Source organism: Streptomyces sp. NPDC086989 (assembly GCF_044745505.1).
Taxonomy (GTDB): domain Bacteria; phylum Actinomycetota; class Actinomycetes; order Streptomycetales; family Streptomycetaceae; genus Streptomyces.
In genome coordinates, this window is sequence record NZ_JBIVAL010000004.1 from 252,490 (window position 1) to 272,653 (window position 20,164).

Here is a 20,164-nt window from a genome sequence, read left to right on the forward strand (position 1 = left end):
GCTCCTCGGCGCGACAAGGGGTGGGAGATGCGTGTCCCACCCTATTGCCTGGGTGATGTCCCGCCGGTCACCCGGGCAGCTCAGCCCGCGTCCGCGTCCGCGGGCCGCGGGTGCTCGGGGCGGGGTTGCGGCAGCGTCGGCGCCGGTGCCTGGAGGGCGAGCATCCGCTCGACCAGCCGCAGGAACATCTCCACGGCGCGCACCAGGTCGTCCGCGTCCCGGACCGTCGCCGCGTCCCGTATCCCCGCCTCCGCCCGGGCCCGGCGGTCGGCGCCGGAGGCGAACAGCGCGCTCCACTCCGTCAGCTCCGGCGCTATCTCCGGCAGTACCTCCCACGCGCTGCGGATCCGGGGCCGGCGCCGCGCGCCGGCCGGCTCGGGCCGTCCGCGCGCGGCGAGCACGGCCGCGGCGGTGCGCAGCGCGGCGAGGTGGGCGGTGGCGTACCGCTCGTTGGGCCGGGTCAGCCGGACGGCCTCGGCCAGGCCGGCGCGGGCCTTGGCGAGCAGATCGAGCGCGGCCTTGGGGTGTCCCCACGGCGGAGCCGGAGGGGAGGGTGCCGCCGACCTGCGCGGGACGGGGTGGACAGGGGACGGGGACGGTGTGGCCATGACGAACCTCCTGTCGTTGCGTACTGCTGTGTCTGTGTTTGTTCCTGCCCCCATCGTGACGGTCACCACTGACAATCGCCCTGACCTGCTCTTTTGCCCGCTCTGTCCGGTCAACTGCCCCCCTGTGCACCTGTGGTGGTCTTCAAGGTGGTAGTTTTTGAACTGACCGGTCAGTTCAAAAGAAGGGGGGACGGCGTGGACAGCCCGCACGGTGCGGCCGTCAAGGCCGAGAACTTCGGACTCAAGGGCCCGCGCGGCTGGGTGTTCCGGGGGGTGGGCGTCGACGCGCGGCCCGGCTCGCTCATCGCGGTCGAAGGGCCCTCCGGCAGCGGCCGGACCTGCCTCCTCCTCGCCCTCACCGGCCGCATGAAGGCCACCGAGGGCCACGCCGAGATCGCCGGCCACCGGCTGCCGAAGCACATGGCCGCGGTCCGCAGGATCGCCGCCCTCGGCCCCGTCACCTCGGTCAACGAGCTCGACCAGTCCCTCACCGTCGCCGAGCAGCTGCGCGAGGGCGCCCTGCTCCAGCGCCGCTACGAGGGCCCCGTCCGCGCCCTGCTCCGTCCGCGCGCCGAGCGGCGCACCGCCGCCGCCGCCCGGATCGAGGCAGCGCTGGCCGCCGCCGGGCTGGACCTCGCCACGCTGCCCAAGGGGCCGCGCACCTCCGTACGGGACCTGGAACGCCTGGAGGCGGTCCGGCTGTCCGTGGCCATCGCCCTGCTGGGCTCGCCGCGGCTACTGGCCCTCGACGACCTGGACCTCAAGCTCCCGGACGCCGAACGCGCCGAGGCGTGGACCATGCTCCGCTCGATCGCCGCCCGCGGGACCACCGTCCTCGCCGTGTGCAGCGACGCCCCGGACGACGCGACGGTCCTGCGCACCGGCCCCGCCGCGGCCGACACCACCGGACCCGCTGCCGGCGCACGGCCCGCGGACGCCGCGGACGCCGCGGACGCCGCAGACGCCGCAGACGCCGACCGAGCCGACGAGGCCGACGTCGACGCCGAAGACACCGAAGACATCGAAGACACGAAGGGGACGGACGATGCGCTCGCCGAAGCTCGCCGCGCTTGAGCTGAAGCGGTTCGGGCGGGGGAAGCTGCCCGTCGCCGCTCTCATCGCGCTGCTCCTGCTGCCGCTGCTGTACGGCGCGCTGTACCTGTGCTCGTTCTGGGACCCGTACAAGAACCTGGGCAAGGTGCCCGTCGCCCTCGTCAACGCCGACAAGGGCGCCACCGTCGACGGCAAGCACCTGGACGCCGGCGCCGAGATCGCCAGGAAGCTCCGCGACAGCAAGACCTTCGACTGGCGCGAGGTCAGCGCCGACGAGGCGGCCGAGGGGGTGGAGAAGGGCACGTACTACCTCTCCCTCACCATGCCCGCCGACTTCAGCACGAAGATCACCTCCAGTGCGGGTGACGACCCCACCACCAGCGCCCTGCAGGTCCGTACGAACGACGCGAACAACTACATCGTCGGGTCGATCTCGCGCACCGTCTTCTCCGAGGTCCGCTCGGCCGCGTCCGCCAACGCCTCCCGCGGCTTCCTCGACAAGATCTTCGTCTCCTTCTCCGACCTCCACGACAAGACGGCCCAGGCGGCCGACGGAGCCGACCAGCTCAAGGACGGGGCCGGCAAGGCCCAGCAGGGGGCCAAGGAGATCGCCGACGGCCTCGACACGGTCGAGGAGAAGAACGGGGAGATCACCGGCGGGCTGAAGAAGCTCGACGCGGCCGCGGGCAAGCTGGAGACCGGCACGCAGGACATCGCCGACGGCACCCAGACCCTCGCCGACAAGGTCGCCGCCGCCGCCTCCCAGGCCAAGCCGCTCCTGAAGGACCCCCAGCAGATCGCCGACACGGCCGTCCTGGTCGCGGACACCGCCAAGGTCGTCAACAACCACCTGGACACCTTCGCGGAGAAGGCCCCGGCCGCCGCCGCCGTGACCCGGCGCGTCTCCACCGGCTCCGCCGACATCTACGCGAAGACCTGCACGGCAGGCGCCCAGCCGGCGCCCGCGACCTGCCCCCAGCTGAAGAGGCTGAAGGACGACGCCGCCGAGGCCGCCCTGCTCGCCGGCGACGTCAACACCCTGGTCAAGGACAGCAACGGCGACCTCGCCGCGCTCAAGCGGCAGCTGACCGCCCTGGAGAAGCAGGCCCGTGACCTCGCCAAGGCGGCGCCCGGCCTCTCCTCCAAGCTCGACGCCGCCGTCTCCCAGGTCAACGCCCTCAACACCGGCGCCCACAAGGTCGCCACCGGCATGACCCAGCTCCACACCGGCCTCGGCAAGGCCACCGACGGCTCCGAGGCCCTCGGCAACGGCGTCGGCAAGCTCGGCGACGGGGCCCACCGCCTCGACGGCGGCATGTACAAGCTCGTCGACGGCACCGGCGAGCTCGCCGGTGGCCTGCACGACGGCGTCGGCAAGATCCCGGACTACGACCAGCAGCAGCGCGACACCCGCACCCAGGTGATGGCCGACCCGGTCAAGCTCGCCAGCCAGTCCCTGCACAAGGCGCCCAACTACGGCACCGGCTTCGCGCCGTACTTCATCCCGCTCTCCCTCTGGGTCGGCGCGATGGTCGCCTACATGCTCATCGCCCCGTTGAACCGGCGCGCCCTGGCCGCGGGCGCCTCGCCCTGGCGGATCGCCTTCGCCGGCTGGCTGCCCGTGGTGGGCATCGGCGTGCTGCAGGTGCTCGCGCTGATGTCCGTACTGCACTGGGGCCTCGGCCTGGAGATGGCGCGCCCCGCGCTGACCCTCGGCTTCCTCGCCCTGGCCACCGCCTGCTTCGCGGCGATGGTCCAGTGGCTCAACGCGAAGTTCGGGGCGGCCGGGCGGATCCTGGTCCTCGTCGTGCTGATGCTCCAGCTGACCTCGGCGGGCGGTACGTACCCCGTTCAGACGAGTCCCGCCTTCTTCAACTGGGTCCACCCGTACCTGCCGATGACCCACATCGTCGACGGGCTGCGCCGCCTGATCTCCGGCGGCGACCTCACCCGGGTCTGGGTCGGCTGCGCGGTCCTGGCCGCCTTCACCGTCGGCTCCCTCGCCCTGACGGCGCTCGCAGCCCGCGGCAAGCAGGTGTGGACGATGGACCGGCTGCACCCGGAACTGAGCCTGTAGAGAGCGGTTGACCTGTGAGAATCAGCGCCATGGACACCAGCAGCACCGGTACCGGCGGCAGCCGCCGGCAGGCGACCCGCCAGAGGCTCTACGAGGCGGCCGTCACGCTCATCGCCGAGCAGGGCTTCTCCGCCACCACGGTCGACGAGATCGCCGAACGGGCGGGGGTGGCGAAGGGAACGGTCTACTACAACTTCGCCAGCAAGAACGAACTCTTCGAGGAACTGCTGCGGCACGGCGTCGGGCTGCTGACGGCCTCGCTGCGCGAGGCGGCCGAGGAGACCGAGCGGCGGGGCGGCAGCCGGGTCGAGGCACTGGACGAGATGATCCGGGCCGGTCTCGTCTTCATCGACCGGTACCCGGCGTTCACCCAGCTGTACGTCGCCGAACTGTGGCGGACCAACCGGACCTGGCAGTCCACGCTGATGGTGGTCCGGCGGGAGGCGGTCGCCGTCGTGGAGACCGTGCTGCGCGAGGGCGTCGAGCGGGGCGAGCTCAGCGCGGAGATCGACGTGCAGCTGACGGCCGCCGCGATGGTGGGCATGGTGCTGGTCGCCGCGCTGGACTGGCAGTCGTTCCAGAGCGAGCGGTCGCTGGACGACGTGCACTCGGCGCTGTCGCTGCTGCTGCGGGGACGGGTCAGCGGGAACCGCTGACGGGGGCCCATGACCCCCGATCGGCGGTGCCGCGGTGCGGCGGGACGGCGTAGAACTGGTGGCGCCGCCCGCCCGCGGGCCGCGCCGTCCGGCCCGCCCGTCGCCGCGCCGCCTGAGTACGTGTACCTAGGCGCGGAAATGAGTACGGGCGCGGATGGGCCCCCACCTGCACGGACGCCAGACTGGGGACAACGGACGGGGACCCGGCCCGCACCGCCGACACGGGGCGGCAGGTGGGGGCCGGGCACCCCGTTTCCGGCCGGGAGGGACCAAGGGGGCCCGGTACGGCGGAACGCCGGTGCGGCCGGGCTCGGGGGGAACGAGCCCGGCCGCACCGGCTTTTTCCGTAGCGCCGCGGCGCCCCGGGGAGCCGGGATCAGCCGCGGCTGCGCAGCGGGAGGCGGGCCCGGGTGCGGGCCAGCGCGGCGCCCGCCTTGGCCAGCGGGGCCGCGGCGCGGGCCGTCAGGGCCGACCAGCGGGCCGCCGCCGCCCAGCGCAGGCGCACCGCCGAGCGCGGCAGGAACAGCGCGCGCAGTCGGGAGCGGCGGCTCACGGAGCCGAGCAGCGCGGCGTGCACCAGCAGGACGTCCGCCGCGAGGCCCTCGTACGGGGCCTCGGCGCCGGGCGGGGCGTACAACGCCCGCTCCACCGCTCCCGCCACCCGGTGCACCGCATCGGCCGCGTCCGGTTCGAGCCGTCCCAGCACCACCACGCGGCCCGCCGCCCGCCGCGGCGACAACGCCCCGTCGGGGGCGATGCCCACGTCCCAGGCCGCGTCACCCAGCTCCCGCCAGGCCGCCATCACGTCGCCCGCCGCCAGTCGGCGGCCCCGCAGCCGCCTGCGCCACAGCAGCGGCAGCAGCGGCAGGGCCAGCAGGGCCAGGACCGGCAGGGTCCAGCCCAGGACCGCGGTCAGCGACGGGCCGCCGCCCGTGGAATCCGTGTTCGAGTGCGGTGCCGCGGCCCCGCACTCGCCCAGCTTCCGCTGCTCCGGCGGGCAGGCGTCGGCCTGCGAGGGCGCCGCCGACGGCTGAGCCGCTCCCTGCGAGGGCAGCGCCGTCGGCGCGGACGGCTGGGCCGCCGGCGTCTCGGGCCGCGAGTAGTCGGGAACCGTGATGCCCTGACGCGGGGTCGGCTCGAACCGGGTCCAGCCCACGCCCTCGAAGTACAGCTCGGGCCAGGCGTGCGCGTCGCGCATCGACACGTTCACGCTGCCGTCCGACTGCTTCTCGCCGGGGGTGAAGCCCACCGCGACCCGCGCCGGGATGCCGAGCGTGCGCGACATCGCCGCCATCGAGAACGCGAAGTGGATGCAGAACCCCTCCTTGTCCGCGAGGAACCGGGCGATGGCCTGCGGCCCCGTACCCGAGGCGACCTTCGTGTCGTAGCGGAACCCGCCGTCCTCGGCGAAGTAGTCCTGGAGCCTCACCGCCCGCGTGTAGTCGTCCTTCGCGCCCTTCGTGACCTGGCGGGCCGTGTCGGCGACCACCGGCGGCAGGTTGTCCGGGAGCTTCGTGTACTCGGCCTTGATCGCCGGATCCGGCTGCGGCGCCGCCTGCAGTTCCACGGCGGTCGGCCGCAGCAGCAGACTGCGGACCGTGTACATGGCGCCCTGGACGTTCTGGAACCTGTCCTTGCCCAGCTGGTCCCCGACCAGGGTCCGGCCGGCCGGCTCGAACCGCCACTTGCCCGGAATGTCCACGGACGTCGCCGGGTAGGGCATCGGCAGGTAGCGCTGCGCGTACGTGTCGGCCGCCGAGATGCTCGTGCGCACCTCGGTTCCGGTGCCCCGGACCTGCCCGCTCAGCCCCGGTGGGGTCGGCAGCCGCTCCGGTACGTCGGTCAGGGGCCGCCCGGAGGCCTCCCACTTGACGCCGTTGAACTCGTCGAGCGCGAGGATCCGCAGGTACTGCTCGCCGAGCTGCGGGCTGTCCGTGCGGTACTTCAACACCACACGGTTGTCCGGCGTGTTCAGGCTGCTCTGGAGGGAGACCAGCGGGTTGACCGCCGAGATCGTCCCGCCGATGCCGGTGCCGCCGCCCTCGGCGTCACCCTGTGCGCCCAGCAGTCCGCCGCCGAGCGAGGGCAGCACCGCCGGCACCACCAGGGCGATGCCCAGCGCGACCGCGCCGATCCGCCGCCCGGTGCGCACGGGGGCCACCGCCGGCGTCGAGGCCGCGACGCCCCCGTACCCGGAGGCCGAGGCCGCCCGCCCGCCGGGGGGCGCGCCGAAGACCCGGCCCCACTGGGCGAGCCGGTCGCGGCCCTCGGCCAGCAGCAGCAACAGGTAGCCGCAGCCGGCCAGCAGGAACGAGACCGCGGAGGCCCCGCCACCGCCGGAGAGCCCCGCGGCGACCGAGTACAGCGCCAGCAGCGGCAGCCCGGCCGCGGCGGCGGTCCGCAGGGTCACCGCCAGCAGGTCCACCAGCAGCCCGATCAGCAGCACCCCGACGATCAGCAGCAGCCGGATGCCGTCGGTCAGCGGCGCCGGGATCGCGAACTCGCCGACGTCGTGGACCCCCTGCCGGAACAGCGCGCCGAAGTCCGTCACGAGATAGGCCATCGGCCCGGTCCCGGTGGACTCGCCCTTGCCCGCGAACAGGAACACGAGCACCAGCAGCGACACCAGAACCTGTGCGGCCACGGTGAGGGTGCGTCCCAGCGGCACCCGCCGGACCCCGGCCCCCACCCCGCTCTGCACGGCCAGCAGGGCCGCCGCCTGGAGCAGCCAGCCCGACGAGTCCACGAGCGAGGCCAGCGACCACGACGTGAGCAGCGTCGCCAGCATCGCGAAGAGCGTCACGCGCGCCCGCCCGCTCATCCCCAACCTCCGGAAGTACCCGTGCCGAGCGGAGAGTTCCCGGCCTGGCGCCACAGTTGGCCGAACGCCACGCCGGGCGGCGCGGCCAGCGCCGTCCAGCCCGCGTCGCGCAGCCTGCGCACCCGTGCCTCCGCCTGTGAGGGCCGTCCGGCCCACAGGGCGGAGTCCAGGACGAAGGCCACCGCGCCGCCGCAGCGGACGCGCATCTTGGCCGCCAGTTCCGTCTGTACGTCGTCCAGGTCGCCGAAGAAGGCGATGAGGAGCCCGTCACCGCCGGCTCCGGCGAAGCCCCCGCCCGCGCCGCCGCCCCCGCCGCGCACCGCGTCGTAGGCGCGCGCGAGGCCGGCGCCGTCGGAGTGCCCGACGACCGCGAGGGTGTCCATCATCAGCCCGGCGGCCTCCGCGGATTCCTGCCCGCCCGAGGAGACGCCGCCGTCTCCGGGCACCGAGGTCCCGGTGTCCGTCAGCAGCCGCACCGAGAAACCCTGTTCGAGCAGGTGCACCAGCGACGAGGCGGCCCCCGACACCGCCCATTCGAAGGCGGAGCCCGGTCCGGCGCCCTCGAAGGCGACGGCGCGGGTGTCCAGCAGGACCGTGGCCCGGCTGCGCTGCGGCTGCTCCTCGCGGCGCACCATCAGCTCGCCGTAGCGGGCGGTGGAGCGCCAGTGCACGCGGCGCAGGTCGTCGCCGCGCCGGTAGGTCCGCGGGATCACGTCGTCGTCGCCGGCCAGGGCCAGCGAGCGGCGGCCGCCGTCGCCGTAGCCGGACGTCTCGCCGGTCAGCCGGACCGGGGCCAGCGCCTCGGTGCGGGGGATCACGGTCAGGGTGTCGTACGTGCTGAACGAGCGGGTCAGCTCCACCAGCCCGAAGGGGTCGGTCAGCCGCAGCTGGAGCGGGCCCAGCGGGTAACGGCCGCGCAGGTCGGAGCGGACCCGGTAGGAGACCTCGCGGCGCCCGCCGGGCTCGACCCGGTCCAGGACGAAGCGGGGCCGCGGCCCGAGCACGTACGGCACCCGGTCCTGGAGCATCAGCAGGCCGGTGGGAAGCCGGGAGACGTTCTCCATGCGCAGCTGGACCCGGGCTTCGGAGCCGGCGGGCACCCGCATCGGGGTCAGCCGGCGGTTGCCGGAGACCCGGTGGCGGGTGCGGTGCAGGGCGAGGACGCAGACCAGGGGCAGGACGGCGAGCAGCAGCCCGACCCGGAGCAGTTCGCCCTGGCCGAGCACGTACGCGCAGAGGGCGGCGGCGACCCCGGCGGCCAGGAAGGACCGGCCGCGGGTGGTCAGCCCCGCCAGCGAGGCGCGCAGACCGCCGGAGCCCCGGCCCTCGCCGCCGGCGCCGCGCGGGGCACCGGCGCTCATCAGAAGCCCCGGATGCCCGCGCCGGGCGGCATCTCGCCGCGCAGCTGTGCGGCGGGGACGGGGGTGCGCTGGAGGATGTCGTGGACGACCTGTTCGGCGGTGCGCCGGTTCAGCTGGGCCTGCGTGGTGGGCAGCAGCCGGTGCGCGAGGACGGGTGCGGCCAGCGCCTGCACGTCGTCGGGCAACACGTAGTCGCGGCCGGACAGGGCGGCGGAGGCCTTCACGGCGCGCAGCAGGTGCAGGGTGGCGCGGGGCGAGGCGCCCAGGCGCAGGTCGGGGTGGCTGCGGGTGGCGGAGACCAGGTCGACGACGTAGCGGCGGACGGGCTCGGCGACGTACACCTCGCGGACGGCCTCTATCAGCTTGACGATGTCGTGGGCGTGCGTGACGGCCTGGAGGTCGTCCAGCGGGGAGGTCCCGCCGTGCACGTCGAGCATCTGGAGCTCGGCGTCGGGGCTCGGGTAGCCGACGGAGACGCGGGCCATGAAGCGGTCGCGCTGGGCCTCGGGGAGGGGGTAGGTGCCCTCCATCTCCACCGGGTTCTGGGTGGCCACCACCATGAACGGGCTCAGCAGCGCGTACGTCGTGCCGTCGATGGTGACCTGGCGCTCCTCCATCGACTCCAGCAGCGCGGACTGGGTCTTCGGCGAGGCCCGGTTGATCTCGTCGCCGATGACGATCTGCGCGAAGATCGCGCCCGGCTTGAACTCGAACTCGCGGCGCTGCTGGTCGTAGATGCTGACACCGGTGATGTCCGAAGGCAGCAGGTCCGGGGTGAACTGGATGCGCTGCACCGAGCAGTCGATGGACTTCGCCAGCGTCTTGGCGAGCATCGTCTTGCCGACGCCGGGGACGTCCTCGATCAGCAGGTGCCCCTCGGCGAGCAGCACGGTCAGCGCGAGGCGTACGACCTCGGGCTTGCCCTCGATCACGCTCTCGACCGAGCGGCGCACCCGCTCGGCCGTGCTCGTCAGATCCTCCCCCAGTCTCGACTGCGCTCGACCGGGGGTGCCCCCATGGCTCGCTCGGTCGTCATACGTCGTCACCTGGTTCTCCTCGGCCCTTTCCGCAGGGCCGACGCCCTCAGCGCACTCCGGCCCACCCCGACACGGACACCGGCCCGGAGGGTTTTCCGGGCGGCGTCTTCCCGCATTCTTGACGGCGCCCAGGCCTTGTGTCACTCACGAGGCGGGATCGATCTCCCTCAGGAGTCCGGTGTGCACGTCGAAGACGAAGCCTCGCACATCGTCGCGGTGGGGCAGGAAGGGGTTCGTCCGCACCCGCTGCATGGACTGGCGGACGTCCTGGTCCACGTCGCGGAAGGCCTCCACGGCCCAGGCGGGGCGCTGGCCGACCTCGTCCTCCAGCTCGTGCCGGAAGTCCTCGGTCAGGCTTTCGAGGCCGCATCCGGTGTGGTGGATCAGTATCACCGTGCGGGTGCCGAGGGCGCGCTGGCTGATCGTGAGCGAGCGGATGGTGTCGTCGGTGACCACGCCGCCGGCGTTGCGGATGGTGTGGCAGTCGCCGAGTTCGAGGCCGAGGGCCTTGTGCAGGTCGAGACGGGCGTCCATACAGGCCACCACGGCCACCTGCAGGACCGGCCGGGCGTCCATGCCGGGGTCCTGGAACTGGGCGGCGTACCTTCCGTTCGCCGCCACCAGCCGGTCCGTGACGGAGCCGCTGCCGGACGCCTGGGGGGTGGACTCTGCGGGCAGGGATGCGGAAGTCGTCATGCCTACGACGTTAGTGGTCACCGCTGGTGAACACATGGAGTGAGGATGGACAAAGAACGTCAACCGACGTTGTTGTGAGCTAACCCACAGGAGTGGGTAGGGCGCGGCCGTTCGGGCGATTCATGGCTTTTGCGGGTTCCGTGCGAGAGGGCGCGCACGCCGCGCGGGGCGGTTCGTTGACCGCGGCGACCGTTGCACTAAAGTGACGCGAACCGGCCGGAGCCCGGCCCTGACCGGCCGCCCGGCCCCCTGGTAACACTCCGCGTGCGCGGCGCGGCGTATGCCTGCCGCGCCGTTATCTGAGAGGGCGCTTTGACTAGCGAGTCCCGACATGTCCCGGTGATGCTCCAGCGGTGCCTGGACCTGTTGGCCCCGGCGCTGGAGAGGCCCGGGGCCGTCGTCGTCGACTGCACCCTCGGCCTCGGCGGCCACAGCGAGGCCCTGCTGACCCGGTTCCCCGAGGCGCACCTGATCGGCCTCGACCGCGACAAGGAGGCCCTGCGGCTCTCCGGCGAGCGGCTCGCGCCCTTCGGTGACCGCGCCACCCTCGTCCACGCCGTCTACGACGAGCTGCCCGACGTACTGGACCGGCTCGGCATCCCCACCGTCCAGGGCGTCCTCTTCGACCTCGGCGTCTCGTCCATGCAGCTCGACGAGGCGGACCGCGGGTTCGCCTACGCGCAGGACGCCCCGCTGGACATGCGGATGGACCAGACGACCGGGATGAGCGCCGCCGAGGTGCTCAACACCTACCCGCCGGGCGAGCTCGTACGGATCCTGCGCCAGTACGGCGAGGAGAAGCAGGCCAAGCGGATCGTCTCGGCGATCGTCCGCGAACGGGACAGGGAACCGTTCACGAACAGCGCACGGCTGGTCGAACTGATCCGCGACGCGCTGCCGCAGGCGGCCAAGCGGACGGGCGGCAACCCGGCCAAGCGGACCTTCCAGGCACTGCGCATCGAGGTCAACGGCGAACTGTCCGTCCTGGAGCGGGCCATCCCGGCCGCCGTGGAGCGGATCGCGGTCGGCGGCCGGATCGCGGTGCTCTCGTACCACTCGCTGGAGGACCGGCTCGTCAAGCAGGTCTTCGCGGCGGGGGCGACGTCCACGGCCCCGCCCGGGCTGCCGGTCGTGCCGGAGAAGTACCAGCCCAAGCTGAAGCTGCTCACCCGGGGCGCGGAGCTGCCCACCGAGGAGGAGATCGCCGAGAACCGGCGGGCCGCCCCGGCCCGCTTCCGCGGGGTCGAGCGCATCCGGGAGGCGCGGCTGTGAGCAGAGCCGGGGGACTGGGGCGGCTGCGCGGCGGCCCCTCGGGGCAGGCGGCGCGGACGCCGTTCGTCCTGCTGGTGGTGGCGCTGCTGGCCGGCGGGCTGATCAGCCTGCTGCTCCTGAACTCGGCGCTCAACCAGGGCTCTTTCCAGCTGAGCAGGCTGAAGAAGGAGACCACCGCGCTCACGGACGAGGAACAGGCGCTGCAGCGGGACGTCGACGGCTACTCGGCCCCCGACGCCCTGCAGCGACGGGCCCAGGAGCTGGGCCTGGTCCCCGGCGGCAGCCCGGTCTTCATCGGCCCGGACGGCAAGGTGACGGGCGCGGCGGCCCCCGCCGAGCCCCTGCCGCCCCCGGCCCCGGCCGGCGCTCCGGCAGGGCCCCAGGGCGGTGCCCCGGCGGGAGCCCCCGGCCCGGCTCCGGCCGGCACCCAGGGTCCCGCCTCGGGCGGTGCCCCGGCGGCCGGCCCCGGACCGGCCCAGGGCGGCGCCCAGGGTTCCGCCCCGGGCGGAGCCCCGGGGGGCGCGCCGCAGGCCGGGCAGCCCGCGCCGGGCGGTGCCCCCCAGTCCAACCCGACCTCCGGAAGGTGACGTCGTGACGCGGCCCCTCCCCCAGATCCCGCCGGGGGTACCCCCGGCGGAGGATTCCCCCCGCACCGGTCCGTCCGCCCCCGCCGGGCCCGACCGCGCCGCGCGGCGGCGCCGGGGCCCGGCCGCGGCGGGGGACGCGTGAGCGCCCCGGGCGGGCGGCGCGTGCCCGGGCCCGGCTCCGGACCGGGACGGGCGCGCGCCACCACGCGGCCCGCGACCCGGCGGCCCGGCCCCGCGAGGCAGCCGCACACCATCCGCCTCGGCAGCCCCAAGCCCCGGCTGCGCCTCGTCAGCGTCGGGCTGACCCTCGTCATGCTGGCCTTCGTCGTACGGCTGCTCCAGGTGCAGGCCGTCGACGCCTCCGCCTACTCCGCCAAGGCCTCCGAGAACCGCTTCGCCAGCTACACGCTGGCCGCCGAGCGCGGCGAGATCACCGACCGCAGGGGCGTGGCCCTCGCCACCAGCGTCGACGCGTACGACATCACCGCCGACCCCAAGATGTTCACCCCGCAGGACAGCAAGGCCCCGGACGCCCCCGAGCAGGCCGCCGCCCTCCTCGCGCCCATCCTCGGCAAGGACGCCAAGGAGCTCGCGGCCCGCCTCAGGACCAAGAACACCCGCTACGTCGTCCTGGCACGCCGCCAGACCCCCCAGGTCTGGAACCAGATCAAGGACCTCAAGCGGGTCTTCGCCGACAAGGCCGCCGCCGACAAGAAGAACAACGGCCCCGGCGCCAACGTCCTCGCCGGCGTGTTCAACGAGGACAGCAGCAAGCGCGTGTACCCGGGCGGGGACCTGGCCGCCGGGATACTGGGCTACGTCAACGCCGAGGGCAAGGGCGCCGGCGGCCTGGAGTCCGCCCTCGACAAGAAGCTGGCCGGCAAGGACGGCGCGATCACGTACGCCCAGTCCGGCGGCCGCCGCGTGCCCACCGCCGGGTCCAGCGAGAAGCCCGCCGTGCCCGGCGAGGACATCGAGCTGACGATCGACCGCGACATCCAGTGGGCGGCGCAGAGCGCGATCACCGAGCAGGTCGCCAAGTCGGAGGCCGACCGCGGCTACGTCATCGTCCAGGACACCCGCACCGGCGAGGTGCTGGCCATGGCCAACGCCCCGGGCTTCGACCCCAACGACCTGTCGAAGGCCAGCTCCGCCGCCATGGGCAACGCGGCGCTCCAGGACGTGTACGAGCCCGGCTCCACCGCCAAGGTGATGTCGATGGCCGCCGTGCTGGAGGAGAAGAAGGCCACGCCCGGGACCCACGTCGAGGTGCCCAACCGGCTGCACCGGGGCGACCGGCTGTTCAAGGACGACATCGACCACCCGACCTGGTACCTGACCCTCAACGGGGTCCTCGCCAAGTCCTCGAACATCGGCACGATCCTGGCCACCGGCCAGCTCGGCGCCACCCAGCCCGAGGCCAACCGGGTCCTGTACTCGTACCTGGACAAGTTCGGCATCGGACAGCCCACCGGCCTGAACTACCCGGGCGAGTCCCGCGGCATCCTCGCCAAGCCCGAGGCCTGGTCCACCTCCCAGCAGTACACGATCCCTTTCGGCCAGGGCCTGTCCCTCAACGCCATGCAGGCGGCCTCCGTGTACTCGACGATCGCCAACGGCGGAGTCCGGATCGCCCCTACCCTGGTCCGCGGCACCAAGGGACCCGACGGCCGCTTCACCCCGGCCCCGGCCCCCGAGCAGACCCGTGTGATCAGCGCGGAGACCGCGAAGACCCTGTCCGAGATGCTGGAGTCGGTCGTCGACGACCAGGAGGGCACCGGTACCAAGGCCCGGATCCCCGGCTACCGGGTCGGCGGCAAGACCGGCACCTCCAACCGGGTGGATCCGGCCACCGGCCGCTACAAGGGCTACACCGCCTCCTTCGCCGGTTTCGCACCCGCCGACAACCCGCGCATCACCGTCTACTGCGCCATCCAGAACCCCACCAAGGGCAGCTACTTCGGAGGCCAGATCTGCGGCCCCATCTACAAGAAGGTCATGGAGTTCGCCCTCAAGACCCTCCAGGTCGCCCCGACCGGAACCGCCCCCGCCGGCCTCCCCGTCACCTTCGACGCCGGCCCCCCGCCCGCTCCCCAGCCCTCCGCACAGCCCAGCCGGCAGCCCGGCCAGTGACCCGGCGGGCCCGCCGGCCCGCCAGAAATCCGTGAGGCACCATCAGTGACAACGATCACCCCGAAACCCGGGAACCCGTCGGCCGCCGGCAGCACGGGCGGGCCCTCACTTCGCGAGCGGCCCGCCGCGCCCGGTACGCTCACCGCCGTGCCCCACGCTGATCAGCCCAGAACGACCCAGAAAGACGCCCCGGCAACGCCGCCGGGAGCGCCCCGGCCCGTGACCGCCCGCCCGACCCCTCTGGGCGAGCTGGCCACCCTGCTGGGCATCGAAGCCTCCGGCTCAGGCGCCGCGCAGCAGCAGCCGCAGCCGCCGCAGATCACCGGGATCACGCACGACTCCCGTGCGGTGCGCCCCGGCGACCTGTACGCGGCCCTGCCCGGCGCGAAGCTGCACGGTGCCGACTTCGCGGCCCAGGCGGCCGCGCTCGGCGCCGCGGCCGTCCTGACCGACCCGGCGGGCGCCGAACGCGCGGCCGCGACCGGACTGCCGGTCCTCGCGGTCGCCGACCCGCGCGCCCGCATGGGTGAGCTCGCCGCCACGATCTACGGCCGTCCCGGTGAAGGACTGCTCCAGATCGGCATCACCGGCACCTCCGGCAAGACCACCACGGCGTACCTCGTCGAGGGCGGTCTGCGCGGCGCCGGACGCAGCACCGGCCTGGTCGGCACCGTCGAGATGCGCATCGGCGACGAGCGCATCAAGTCGGAGCGGACCACCCCCGAGGCCACCGACCTCCAGGCCCTGTTCGCGGTCATGCGCGAACGCGGGGTCGAGGCCGTCGCCATGGAGGTCTCCAGCCACGCCCTGGTGCTCGGCCGGGTCGACGGATGCGTCTTCGACGTCGCCGTCTTCAACAACCTGAGCCCGGAGCACATGGAGTTCCACTCGGACATGGAGGACTACTTCCAGGCGAAGGCGCAGCTCTTCACCGAGCGCCGCGCCCGCCTCGGGGTGGTGAACATCGACGACGAGTACGGCCGCCGGCTCGCCAAGGAGACGACCATTCCGGTGGTCACCTTCTCCGCCGCCGGGGACCCGGCCGCCGACTGGCGCGCCCAGGACGTCGTGCACGGACACATGGACTCCACGCTGACCCTGCTCGGTCCGGACGGGCAGCGCGTGCGGGCCACGGCCCCGCTGCCCGGCCCGTTCAACGTCGCGAACACCGTCGCCGCGGTCGTCACGCTCGCCGCCGCCGGACTCGACCCGCAGACCGCCGCCGACGGCGTCGCCGCCGTCCCCGGGGTCCCCGGCCGGCTGGAGCGGGTGGACGCGGGTCAGCCGTACCTCGCCGTCGTCGACTACGCGCACAAGACGGACGCCGTCGTCTCGGTGCTGCGGGCGCTGCGCGAGGTCACCACCGGCAAGCTGCACATCGTGCTCGGCTGCGGCGGCGACCGGGACACCACCAAGCGGGCCCCGATGGGCGCCGCGGCCGCCCGGTTCGCCGACACCGCCGTACTGACCTCCGACAACCCGCGCTCCGAGGACCCCCTCGCGATCCTCGCCGCGATGTTCGAGGGCGCCGTCTCCGTCCCCGCCGAAGAGCGCGGCACGGTCCTCGTCGACGCCGACCGGGCCGCGGCCATCGCCGCCGCCGTCGCGCGCGCCGAGCCCGGCGACACCGTGCTGGTGGCGGGCAAGGGCCACGAGCAGGGCCAGGAGACCGCAGGCACCGTACGGCCCTTCGACGACCGCGCGGTGCTCCGCGCCGCGATCGAGAACCACGCGCAATCCGACGTCCGACAGGCCGAGGTGAACCAGTGATCGCCCTTTCCCTCGCCGAGATCGCCGACATCACCGGCGGCCAGCTCCACGACATACCGGATCCGTCCGCGCGGGTCACCGGACCCGTCGTGTTCGACTCCCGCGAGGTGGAGGCCGGCAGCCTGTTCGCCGCCTTCGTCGGCGAACGGGTCGACGGCCACGACTACGCCGAACGCGCCGTCGCCGCCGGGGCCACCGCGGTCCTGGCGACCCGGCCCGTCGGCGTGCCCGCGGTCGTCGTCCCCGACGTCGTCGCCGCCCTCGGGGCCCTGGCCGGCACCGTCGTGGCCCGGCTCGGCACCGACGTGGTCGCCCTGACCGGCTCCGCGGGCAAGACCTCCACCAAGGACCTGATCGCCCAGGTCCTCCAGCACCACGCCCCGACCGTCTGGACGCCCGGGAACCTCAACAACGAGATCGGCCTGCCGATCACGACGCTCAGGGTCACCGAGGAGACCCGGCACCTGGTACTGGAGATGGGGGCCCGCGGTATCGGCCACATCCGCTACCTCACCGGGCTCACCCCGCCCCGCATCGGCCTGGTGCTGAACGTCGGCACCGCCCACATCGGGGAGTTCGGCGGCCGCGAGGCCATCGCGCAGGCCAAGGGGGAGCTGGTCGAGGCCCTGCCGGCCGCGTCCGAGGGCGGTGTCGCGGTCCTCAACGCCGACGACCTCCTCGTCCGCGCGATGTCCTCCCGCACCAAGGCCCGCACGGTGCTGTTCGGCGAGGCCGAGGACGCCGACGTCCGCGCCACAGAAGTCCGTATGACGCCTCAGGGGCGACCCTCCTTCACACTGCACACACCCACCGGGTGCAGTGACGTGACCTTGCGGCTGTACGGTGAGCACCACGTGTCGAACGCGCTTGCCGCGGCCGCCGTCGCCCATGTGCTGGGCATGTCCGTCGAGGAGATCGCCACCGCGCTCTCCGGCGCCGGCACGCTCTCGCGCTGGCGGATGGAGGTCACCGAGCGGGCCGACGGCGTGACGGTCGTCAACGACGCCTACAACGCGAACCCCGAGTCCATGCGGGCCGCACTGCGCGCACTTGCCGCCATGGGGGGCGCAGCGCAGGCGAAGGGGGGCCGCACGTGGGCGGTGCTCGGTCCGATGGCCGAGCTCGGAGACGACTCGCTCGCCGAGCACGACGCGGTCGGACGGCTTGTCGTCCGGCTCAACGTGAGCAAGCTCGTCGCAGTCGGGGGCAGGGAAGCGTCCTGGCTGCAACTGGGCGCATATAACGAGGGTTCGTGGGGTGAGGAGTCGGTGCTCGTGTCCGACACGCAGGCGGCGATCGACCTGTTGCGCGGTGAACTGCGGCCGGGGGACGTCGTGCTGGTGAAGGCTTCCAGGTCGGCCGGTCTGGAGCGGGTCGCCCAGGCGCTGCTCGATGGCGAGGTCGCCGACCGATGAGGCAGATCCTGTTCGCCGGTGTCATCGGCATGTTCCTGACCGTGATCGGCACCCCGCTGCTGATCAAGCTGCTGGCCCGGAAGGGTTACGGCCAGTTCATCCGCGACGACGGCCCGCGCGGCCACGCGGGGAAGAAGGGCACGCCCACCATGGGCGGCATCTCCTTCATCCTGGCGACGATCATCGCGTACGCCCTGACGAAGGTGATCACGGGCAGCCAGCCCACGTTCTCCGGCGTGCTGGTGCTCTTCCTGATGTCCGGCATGGGTCTCGTCGGCTACCTCGACGACTACATCAAGATCGTCAAGCGTCGCTCGCTCGGTCTGCGGGCCAAGGCCAAGATGGCCGGCCAGCTGATCGTCGGCATCGCCTTCGCCGTGCTCGCGCTGCAGTTCAAGGACGCCCGCGGCAACGCCCCGGCCTCCACCAAGCTGTCGTTCGTCACGGACTTCGGCTGGTCGATCGGCCCGGTGCTGTTCGTCGTCTGGGCGCTGTTCATGATCCTGGCGATGTCCAACGGCGTGAACCTGACGGACGGTCTGGACGGACTCGCCACCGGTGCCGCGGTGATGGTCTTCGGCGCCTACACGTTCATCGGCGTCTGGCAGTTCCAGGAGTCGTGCGCCAACGCGCAGACCCTGACGAACCCCAACGCCTGCTTCGAGGTGCGAGATCCGCTGGACCTCGCGATCGTCGCCTCCGCGCTGATGGGCGCCTGCTTCGGCTTCCTGTGGTGGAACACCTCTCCGGCCAAGATCTTCATGGGCGACACCGGCTCACTGGCCCTCGGCGGCGCGCTCGCCGGTCTCGCGATCTGCTCCCGCACGGAGTTCCTGATCGCCCTCCTCGGCGGCCTCTTCGTCCTCATCACCATGTCGGTCGTCATCCAGGTCGGCTCCTTCAAGCTGACCGGGAAGCGCGTCTTCCGGATGGCCCCGCTCCAGCACCACTTCGAGCTGAAGGGGTGGTCCGAGGTCCTGGTGGTGGTCCGGTTCTGGATCATCCAGGGCATGTGCGTGATCGTGGGTCTCGGACTCTTCTACGCGGGATGGGCAGCGGACAAGTGAGCACCACCGACCTGGCCGGCCTGCTCGGCCCCGATGCCCTGGGCCGGTTCGGTCTGCCGGGCCGGATCACCGTGGCCGGCCTCGGCATCAGCGGCATCAGTGCCGCCCGGGCGCTGGCCGGACTGGGCGCGACGGTGACCGTCGTCGACAACGGCGACGGCGACGCGCACCGCGCGAAGGCCGCCGAACTCGCGGAGCTGGGCATCGAGGTCCGGCTGGGGCACCTGCCCGACGGCGCCCGCGCCGGGGAGACCCTGCCCGAGGGCACCGAACTGGTCGTCACCTCGCCCGGCTGGCAGCCCCAGAGCCCGCTCTTCCTGGCCGCCGCCAAGGCGGGCGTCGACGTCGTCGGTGACGTCGAGATCGCGTGGCGGCTGCGCGGGGCCGGCGTGGAACTCCGCGCCGCCCGCCTGGCCGCCGCGGCGGGCGCCGACGCCGAGCGGGCCCCCGCCGCGCCCGCGGAGTGGCTGGCCATCACCGGCACCAACGGCAAGACCACCACCACCCAGATGCTCGCGTCGATCCTGAAGGCCGCGGGCCTGAGGACCGCGGCCGTCGGCAACATCGGCACCCCGATCATCGACGTGGTGCTCGGCGAGGAGCAGTACGACGTGCTCGCCGTCGAACTCTCCAGCTACCAGCTGCACTGGGCGCCCTCGCTGCGCGCCCACTCGGCGGCCGTCCTCAACCTGGCCCCGGACCACCTCGACTGGCACGGCTCGATGGAGTCCTACGCCGCCGACAAGGGCCGGATCTACGAGGGCAACACGGTCGCCTGCGTCTACAACGTCGCCGACCCGGCCACCGAGGCCCTGGTCGTCGAGGCGGACGTGGAGGAGGGCTGCCGGGCGATCGGCTTCACCCTCGGCGCCCCCGGCCCCTCCATGCTCGGCGTCGTCGACGGCATCCTCGTCGACCGCGCGTTCGTGGAGAACCGGCAGAAGAACGCCCAGGAGCTCGCCGAGGTCAAGGACGTCAACCCGCCGGCCCCGCACAACATCGCCAACGCGCTCGCCGCGGCGGCCCTGGCCCGGGCCTTCGGCGTCCCGCCGCGCGCGGTCCGCGACGGTCTGCGCGACTTCCGCCCCGACGCCCACCGCGTCGCGTTCGTGGACGAGGTCGCCGGGGTCACGTACATCGACGACTCCAAGGCCACGAACACCCACGCCGCAGAGGCCTCCCTGGCGGCCTTCGAGCCCATCGTGTGGATCGCGGGCGGACTCGCCAAGGGCGCGACCTTCGACGAGCTCGTCCAGCGGTCGGTGAAGCACCTGCGCGCCGTCGTGCTGATCGGCGCCGACCGGGCGCTGATCGCCGAGGCGCTGGCGCGACACGCCCCCGAGGTCCCGGTCGTCGACCTCGACCGGACCGACACTGGGGCGATGCTCGCGGCGGTCCGGGAGGCGGCCCGGCTCGCAGAGCCAGGCGACACGGTTCTGCTGGCCCCGGCCTGTGCCTCGATGGACATGTTCGCGAACTACAACAAGCGCGGGGACGCATTCGCGGACGCGGTGCGCGAGCTGGCTGCCGGGAGCGCGTAGGCCCGGCCGGTCCGTTCTGAGGCCGGCGAGTCCTCCCCGACCGGCTGCTCGCCTGGTACGAGTGGAGGGG

General features: G+C 73.3%; 15 protein-coding genes. 10 read left to right on the forward strand and 5 right to left on the reverse strand.

All coding sequences use genetic code 11. The annotated features are described in order from the left end of the window. Window positions 1–80: 80 nt before the first annotated feature. Window positions 81–608: an SAV_6107 family HEPN domain-containing protein gene (locus ACIPK4_RS10830; protein ID WP_402311056.1), complete on the reverse strand. Its 528-nt coding sequence runs from the start codon at window positions 606–608 to the stop codon at window positions 81–83. 195 nt (window positions 609–803) lie between these two features. Between ACIPK4_RS10830 and ACIPK4_RS10835 the strand changes: the two genes are divergently transcribed. Genes ACIPK4_RS10835 through ACIPK4_RS10845 form a run of 3 tightly spaced genes read left to right on the forward strand, consistent with a single transcriptional unit; the run spans window position 804 to window position 4,394 of the window. Continuing rightward, complete coding sequence (locus tag ACIPK4_RS10835) at window positions 804–1,682, forward strand: ATP-binding cassette domain-containing protein (protein ID WP_402311058.1); 879 nt, start codon at window positions 804–806, stop codon at window positions 1,680–1,682. Beyond that, complete coding sequence (locus tag ACIPK4_RS10840) at window positions 1,654–3,738, forward strand: YhgE/Pip family protein (protein ID WP_402311060.1); 2,085 nt, start codon at window positions 1,654–1,656, stop codon at window positions 3,736–3,738. The genes ACIPK4_RS10835 and ACIPK4_RS10840 overlap by 29 nt, the downstream gene beginning before the upstream one ends. Before the next feature lie 29 nt (window positions 3,739–3,767). Then, window positions 3,768–4,394: a TetR/AcrR family transcriptional regulator gene (locus ACIPK4_RS10845; protein WP_402311062.1), complete on the forward strand. Its 627-nt coding sequence runs from the start codon at window positions 3,768–3,770 to the stop codon at window positions 4,392–4,394. Between the two features lie 376 nt (window positions 4,395–4,770). Here ACIPK4_RS10845 and ACIPK4_RS10850 read toward each other — a convergent pair whose 3' ends face one another. The 4 genes from ACIPK4_RS10850 to ACIPK4_RS10865 form a co-directional block, all read right to left on the reverse strand. Beyond that, window positions 4,771–7,215, reverse strand: a complete 2,445-nt coding sequence (locus ACIPK4_RS10850) for a transglutaminaseTgpA domain-containing protein (RefSeq protein ID WP_402311064.1) — start codon at window positions 7,213–7,215, stop codon at window positions 4,771–4,773. After that, window positions 7,212–8,576: a DUF58 domain-containing protein gene (locus ACIPK4_RS10855; RefSeq protein ID WP_402311067.1), complete on the reverse strand. Its 1,365-nt coding sequence runs from the start codon at window positions 8,574–8,576 to the stop codon at window positions 7,212–7,214. The genes ACIPK4_RS10850 and ACIPK4_RS10855 overlap by 4 nt, the downstream gene beginning before the upstream one ends. Further along, window positions 8,576–9,622: an AAA family ATPase gene (locus ACIPK4_RS10860; RefSeq protein ID WP_402311069.1), complete on the reverse strand. Its 1,047-nt coding sequence runs from the start codon at window positions 9,620–9,622 to the stop codon at window positions 8,576–8,578. Before ACIPK4_RS10860 ends, ACIPK4_RS10855 begins: the two co-directional genes overlap by 1 nt. Before the next feature lie 135 nt (window positions 9,623–9,757). Beyond that, window positions 9,758–10,309 carry a carbonic anhydrase gene (locus ACIPK4_RS10865; RefSeq protein WP_054225572.1) on the reverse strand — a complete coding sequence of 184 codons (552 nt, stop codon included), beginning with the start codon at window positions 10,307–10,309 and terminating at the stop codon, window positions 9,758–9,760. A 342-nt stretch (window positions 10,310–10,651) separates the two neighbouring features. Between ACIPK4_RS10865 and rsmH the strand changes: the two genes are divergently transcribed. The 7 genes from rsmH to murD all read left to right on the forward strand — a co-directional run bounded on the left by rsmH (window position 10,652) and on the right by murD (window position 20,094). Then, entirely contained in the window at window positions 10,652–11,581 is a 930-nt protein-coding gene (gene rsmH, locus ACIPK4_RS10870) for a 16S rRNA (cytosine(1402)-N(4))-methyltransferase RsmH (RefSeq protein ID WP_402311780.1), read from the forward strand. Further along, window positions 11,578–12,168, forward strand: a complete 591-nt coding sequence (locus tag ACIPK4_RS10875) for a hypothetical protein (protein ID WP_402311071.1) — start codon at window positions 11,578–11,580, stop codon at window positions 12,166–12,168. The genes rsmH and ACIPK4_RS10875 overlap by 4 nt, the downstream gene beginning before the upstream one ends. Before the next feature lie 138 nt (window positions 12,169–12,306). Continuing rightward, window positions 12,307–14,301, forward strand: a complete 1,995-nt coding sequence (locus ACIPK4_RS10880; RefSeq protein ID WP_402311074.1) for a peptidoglycan D,D-transpeptidase FtsI family protein — start codon at window positions 12,307–12,309, stop codon at window positions 14,299–14,301. A gap of 45 nt (window positions 14,302–14,346) precedes the next feature. Continuing rightward, window positions 14,347–16,071, forward strand: a complete 1,725-nt coding sequence (locus ACIPK4_RS10885) for a UDP-N-acetylmuramoyl-L-alanyl-D-glutamate--2,6-diaminopimelate ligase (RefSeq protein ID WP_402311076.1) — start codon at window positions 14,347–14,349, stop codon at window positions 16,069–16,071. After that, window positions 16,068–17,486, forward strand: coding sequence for a UDP-N-acetylmuramoyl-tripeptide--D-alanyl-D-alanine ligase (murF, locus tag ACIPK4_RS10890; RefSeq protein ID WP_054224533.1), 1,419 nt, complete (start codon window positions 16,068–16,070; stop codon window positions 17,484–17,486). The genes ACIPK4_RS10885 and murF overlap by 4 nt, the downstream gene beginning before the upstream one ends. Then, window positions 17,483–18,553 (forward strand): phospho-N-acetylmuramoyl-pentapeptide-transferase, encoded by a 1,071-nt coding sequence (gene mraY / locus ACIPK4_RS10895; protein WP_054224532.1) that lies wholly within the window; start codon window positions 17,483–17,485, stop codon window positions 18,551–18,553. Before murF ends, mraY begins: the two co-directional genes overlap by 4 nt. After that, a complete protein-coding gene (gene murD / locus ACIPK4_RS10900; protein ID WP_376200812.1) occupies window positions 18,535–20,094 on the forward strand; it encodes a UDP-N-acetylmuramoyl-L-alanine--D-glutamate ligase in 1,560 nt (519 codons plus the stop codon). The genes mraY and murD overlap by 19 nt, the downstream gene beginning before the upstream one ends. The last annotated feature ends 70 nt before the right edge of the window (window positions 20,095–20,164 follow it).

Coding starts and splice junctions, on each gene's coding strand:
- ACIPK4_RS10830 (WP_402311056.1), bottom strand. CDS start 608: ATGGCCACACCGTCCCCGTCCCCTGTCCACCCCGTCCCGCGCAGGTCG.
- ACIPK4_RS10840 (WP_402311060.1), top strand. CDS start 1,654: ATGCGCTCGCCGAAGCTCGCCGCGCTTGAGCTGAAGCGGTTCGGGCGG.
- ACIPK4_RS10845 (WP_402311062.1), top strand. CDS start 3,768: ATGGACACCAGCAGCACCGGTACCGGCGGCAGCCGCCGGCAGGCGACC.
- ACIPK4_RS10850 (WP_402311064.1), bottom strand. CDS start 7,215: ATGAGCGGGCGGGCGCGCGTGACGCTCTTCGCGATGCTGGCGACGCTG.
- ACIPK4_RS10855 (WP_402311067.1), bottom strand. CDS start 8,576: ATGAGCGCCGGTGCCCCGCGCGGCGCCGGCGGCGAGGGCCGGGGCTCC.
- ACIPK4_RS10865 (WP_054225572.1), bottom strand. CDS start 10,309: ATGACGACTTCCGCATCCCTGCCCGCAGAGTCCACCCCCCAGGCGTCC.
- rsmH (WP_402311780.1), top strand. CDS start 10,652: ATGCTCCAGCGGTGCCTGGACCTGTTGGCCCCGGCGCTGGAGAGGCCC.
- mraY (WP_054224532.1), top strand. CDS start 17,483: ATGAGGCAGATCCTGTTCGCCGGTGTCATCGGCATGTTCCTGACCGTG.
- murD (WP_376200812.1), top strand. CDS start 18,535: ATGGGCAGCGGACAAGTGAGCACCACCGACCTGGCCGGCCTGCTCGGC.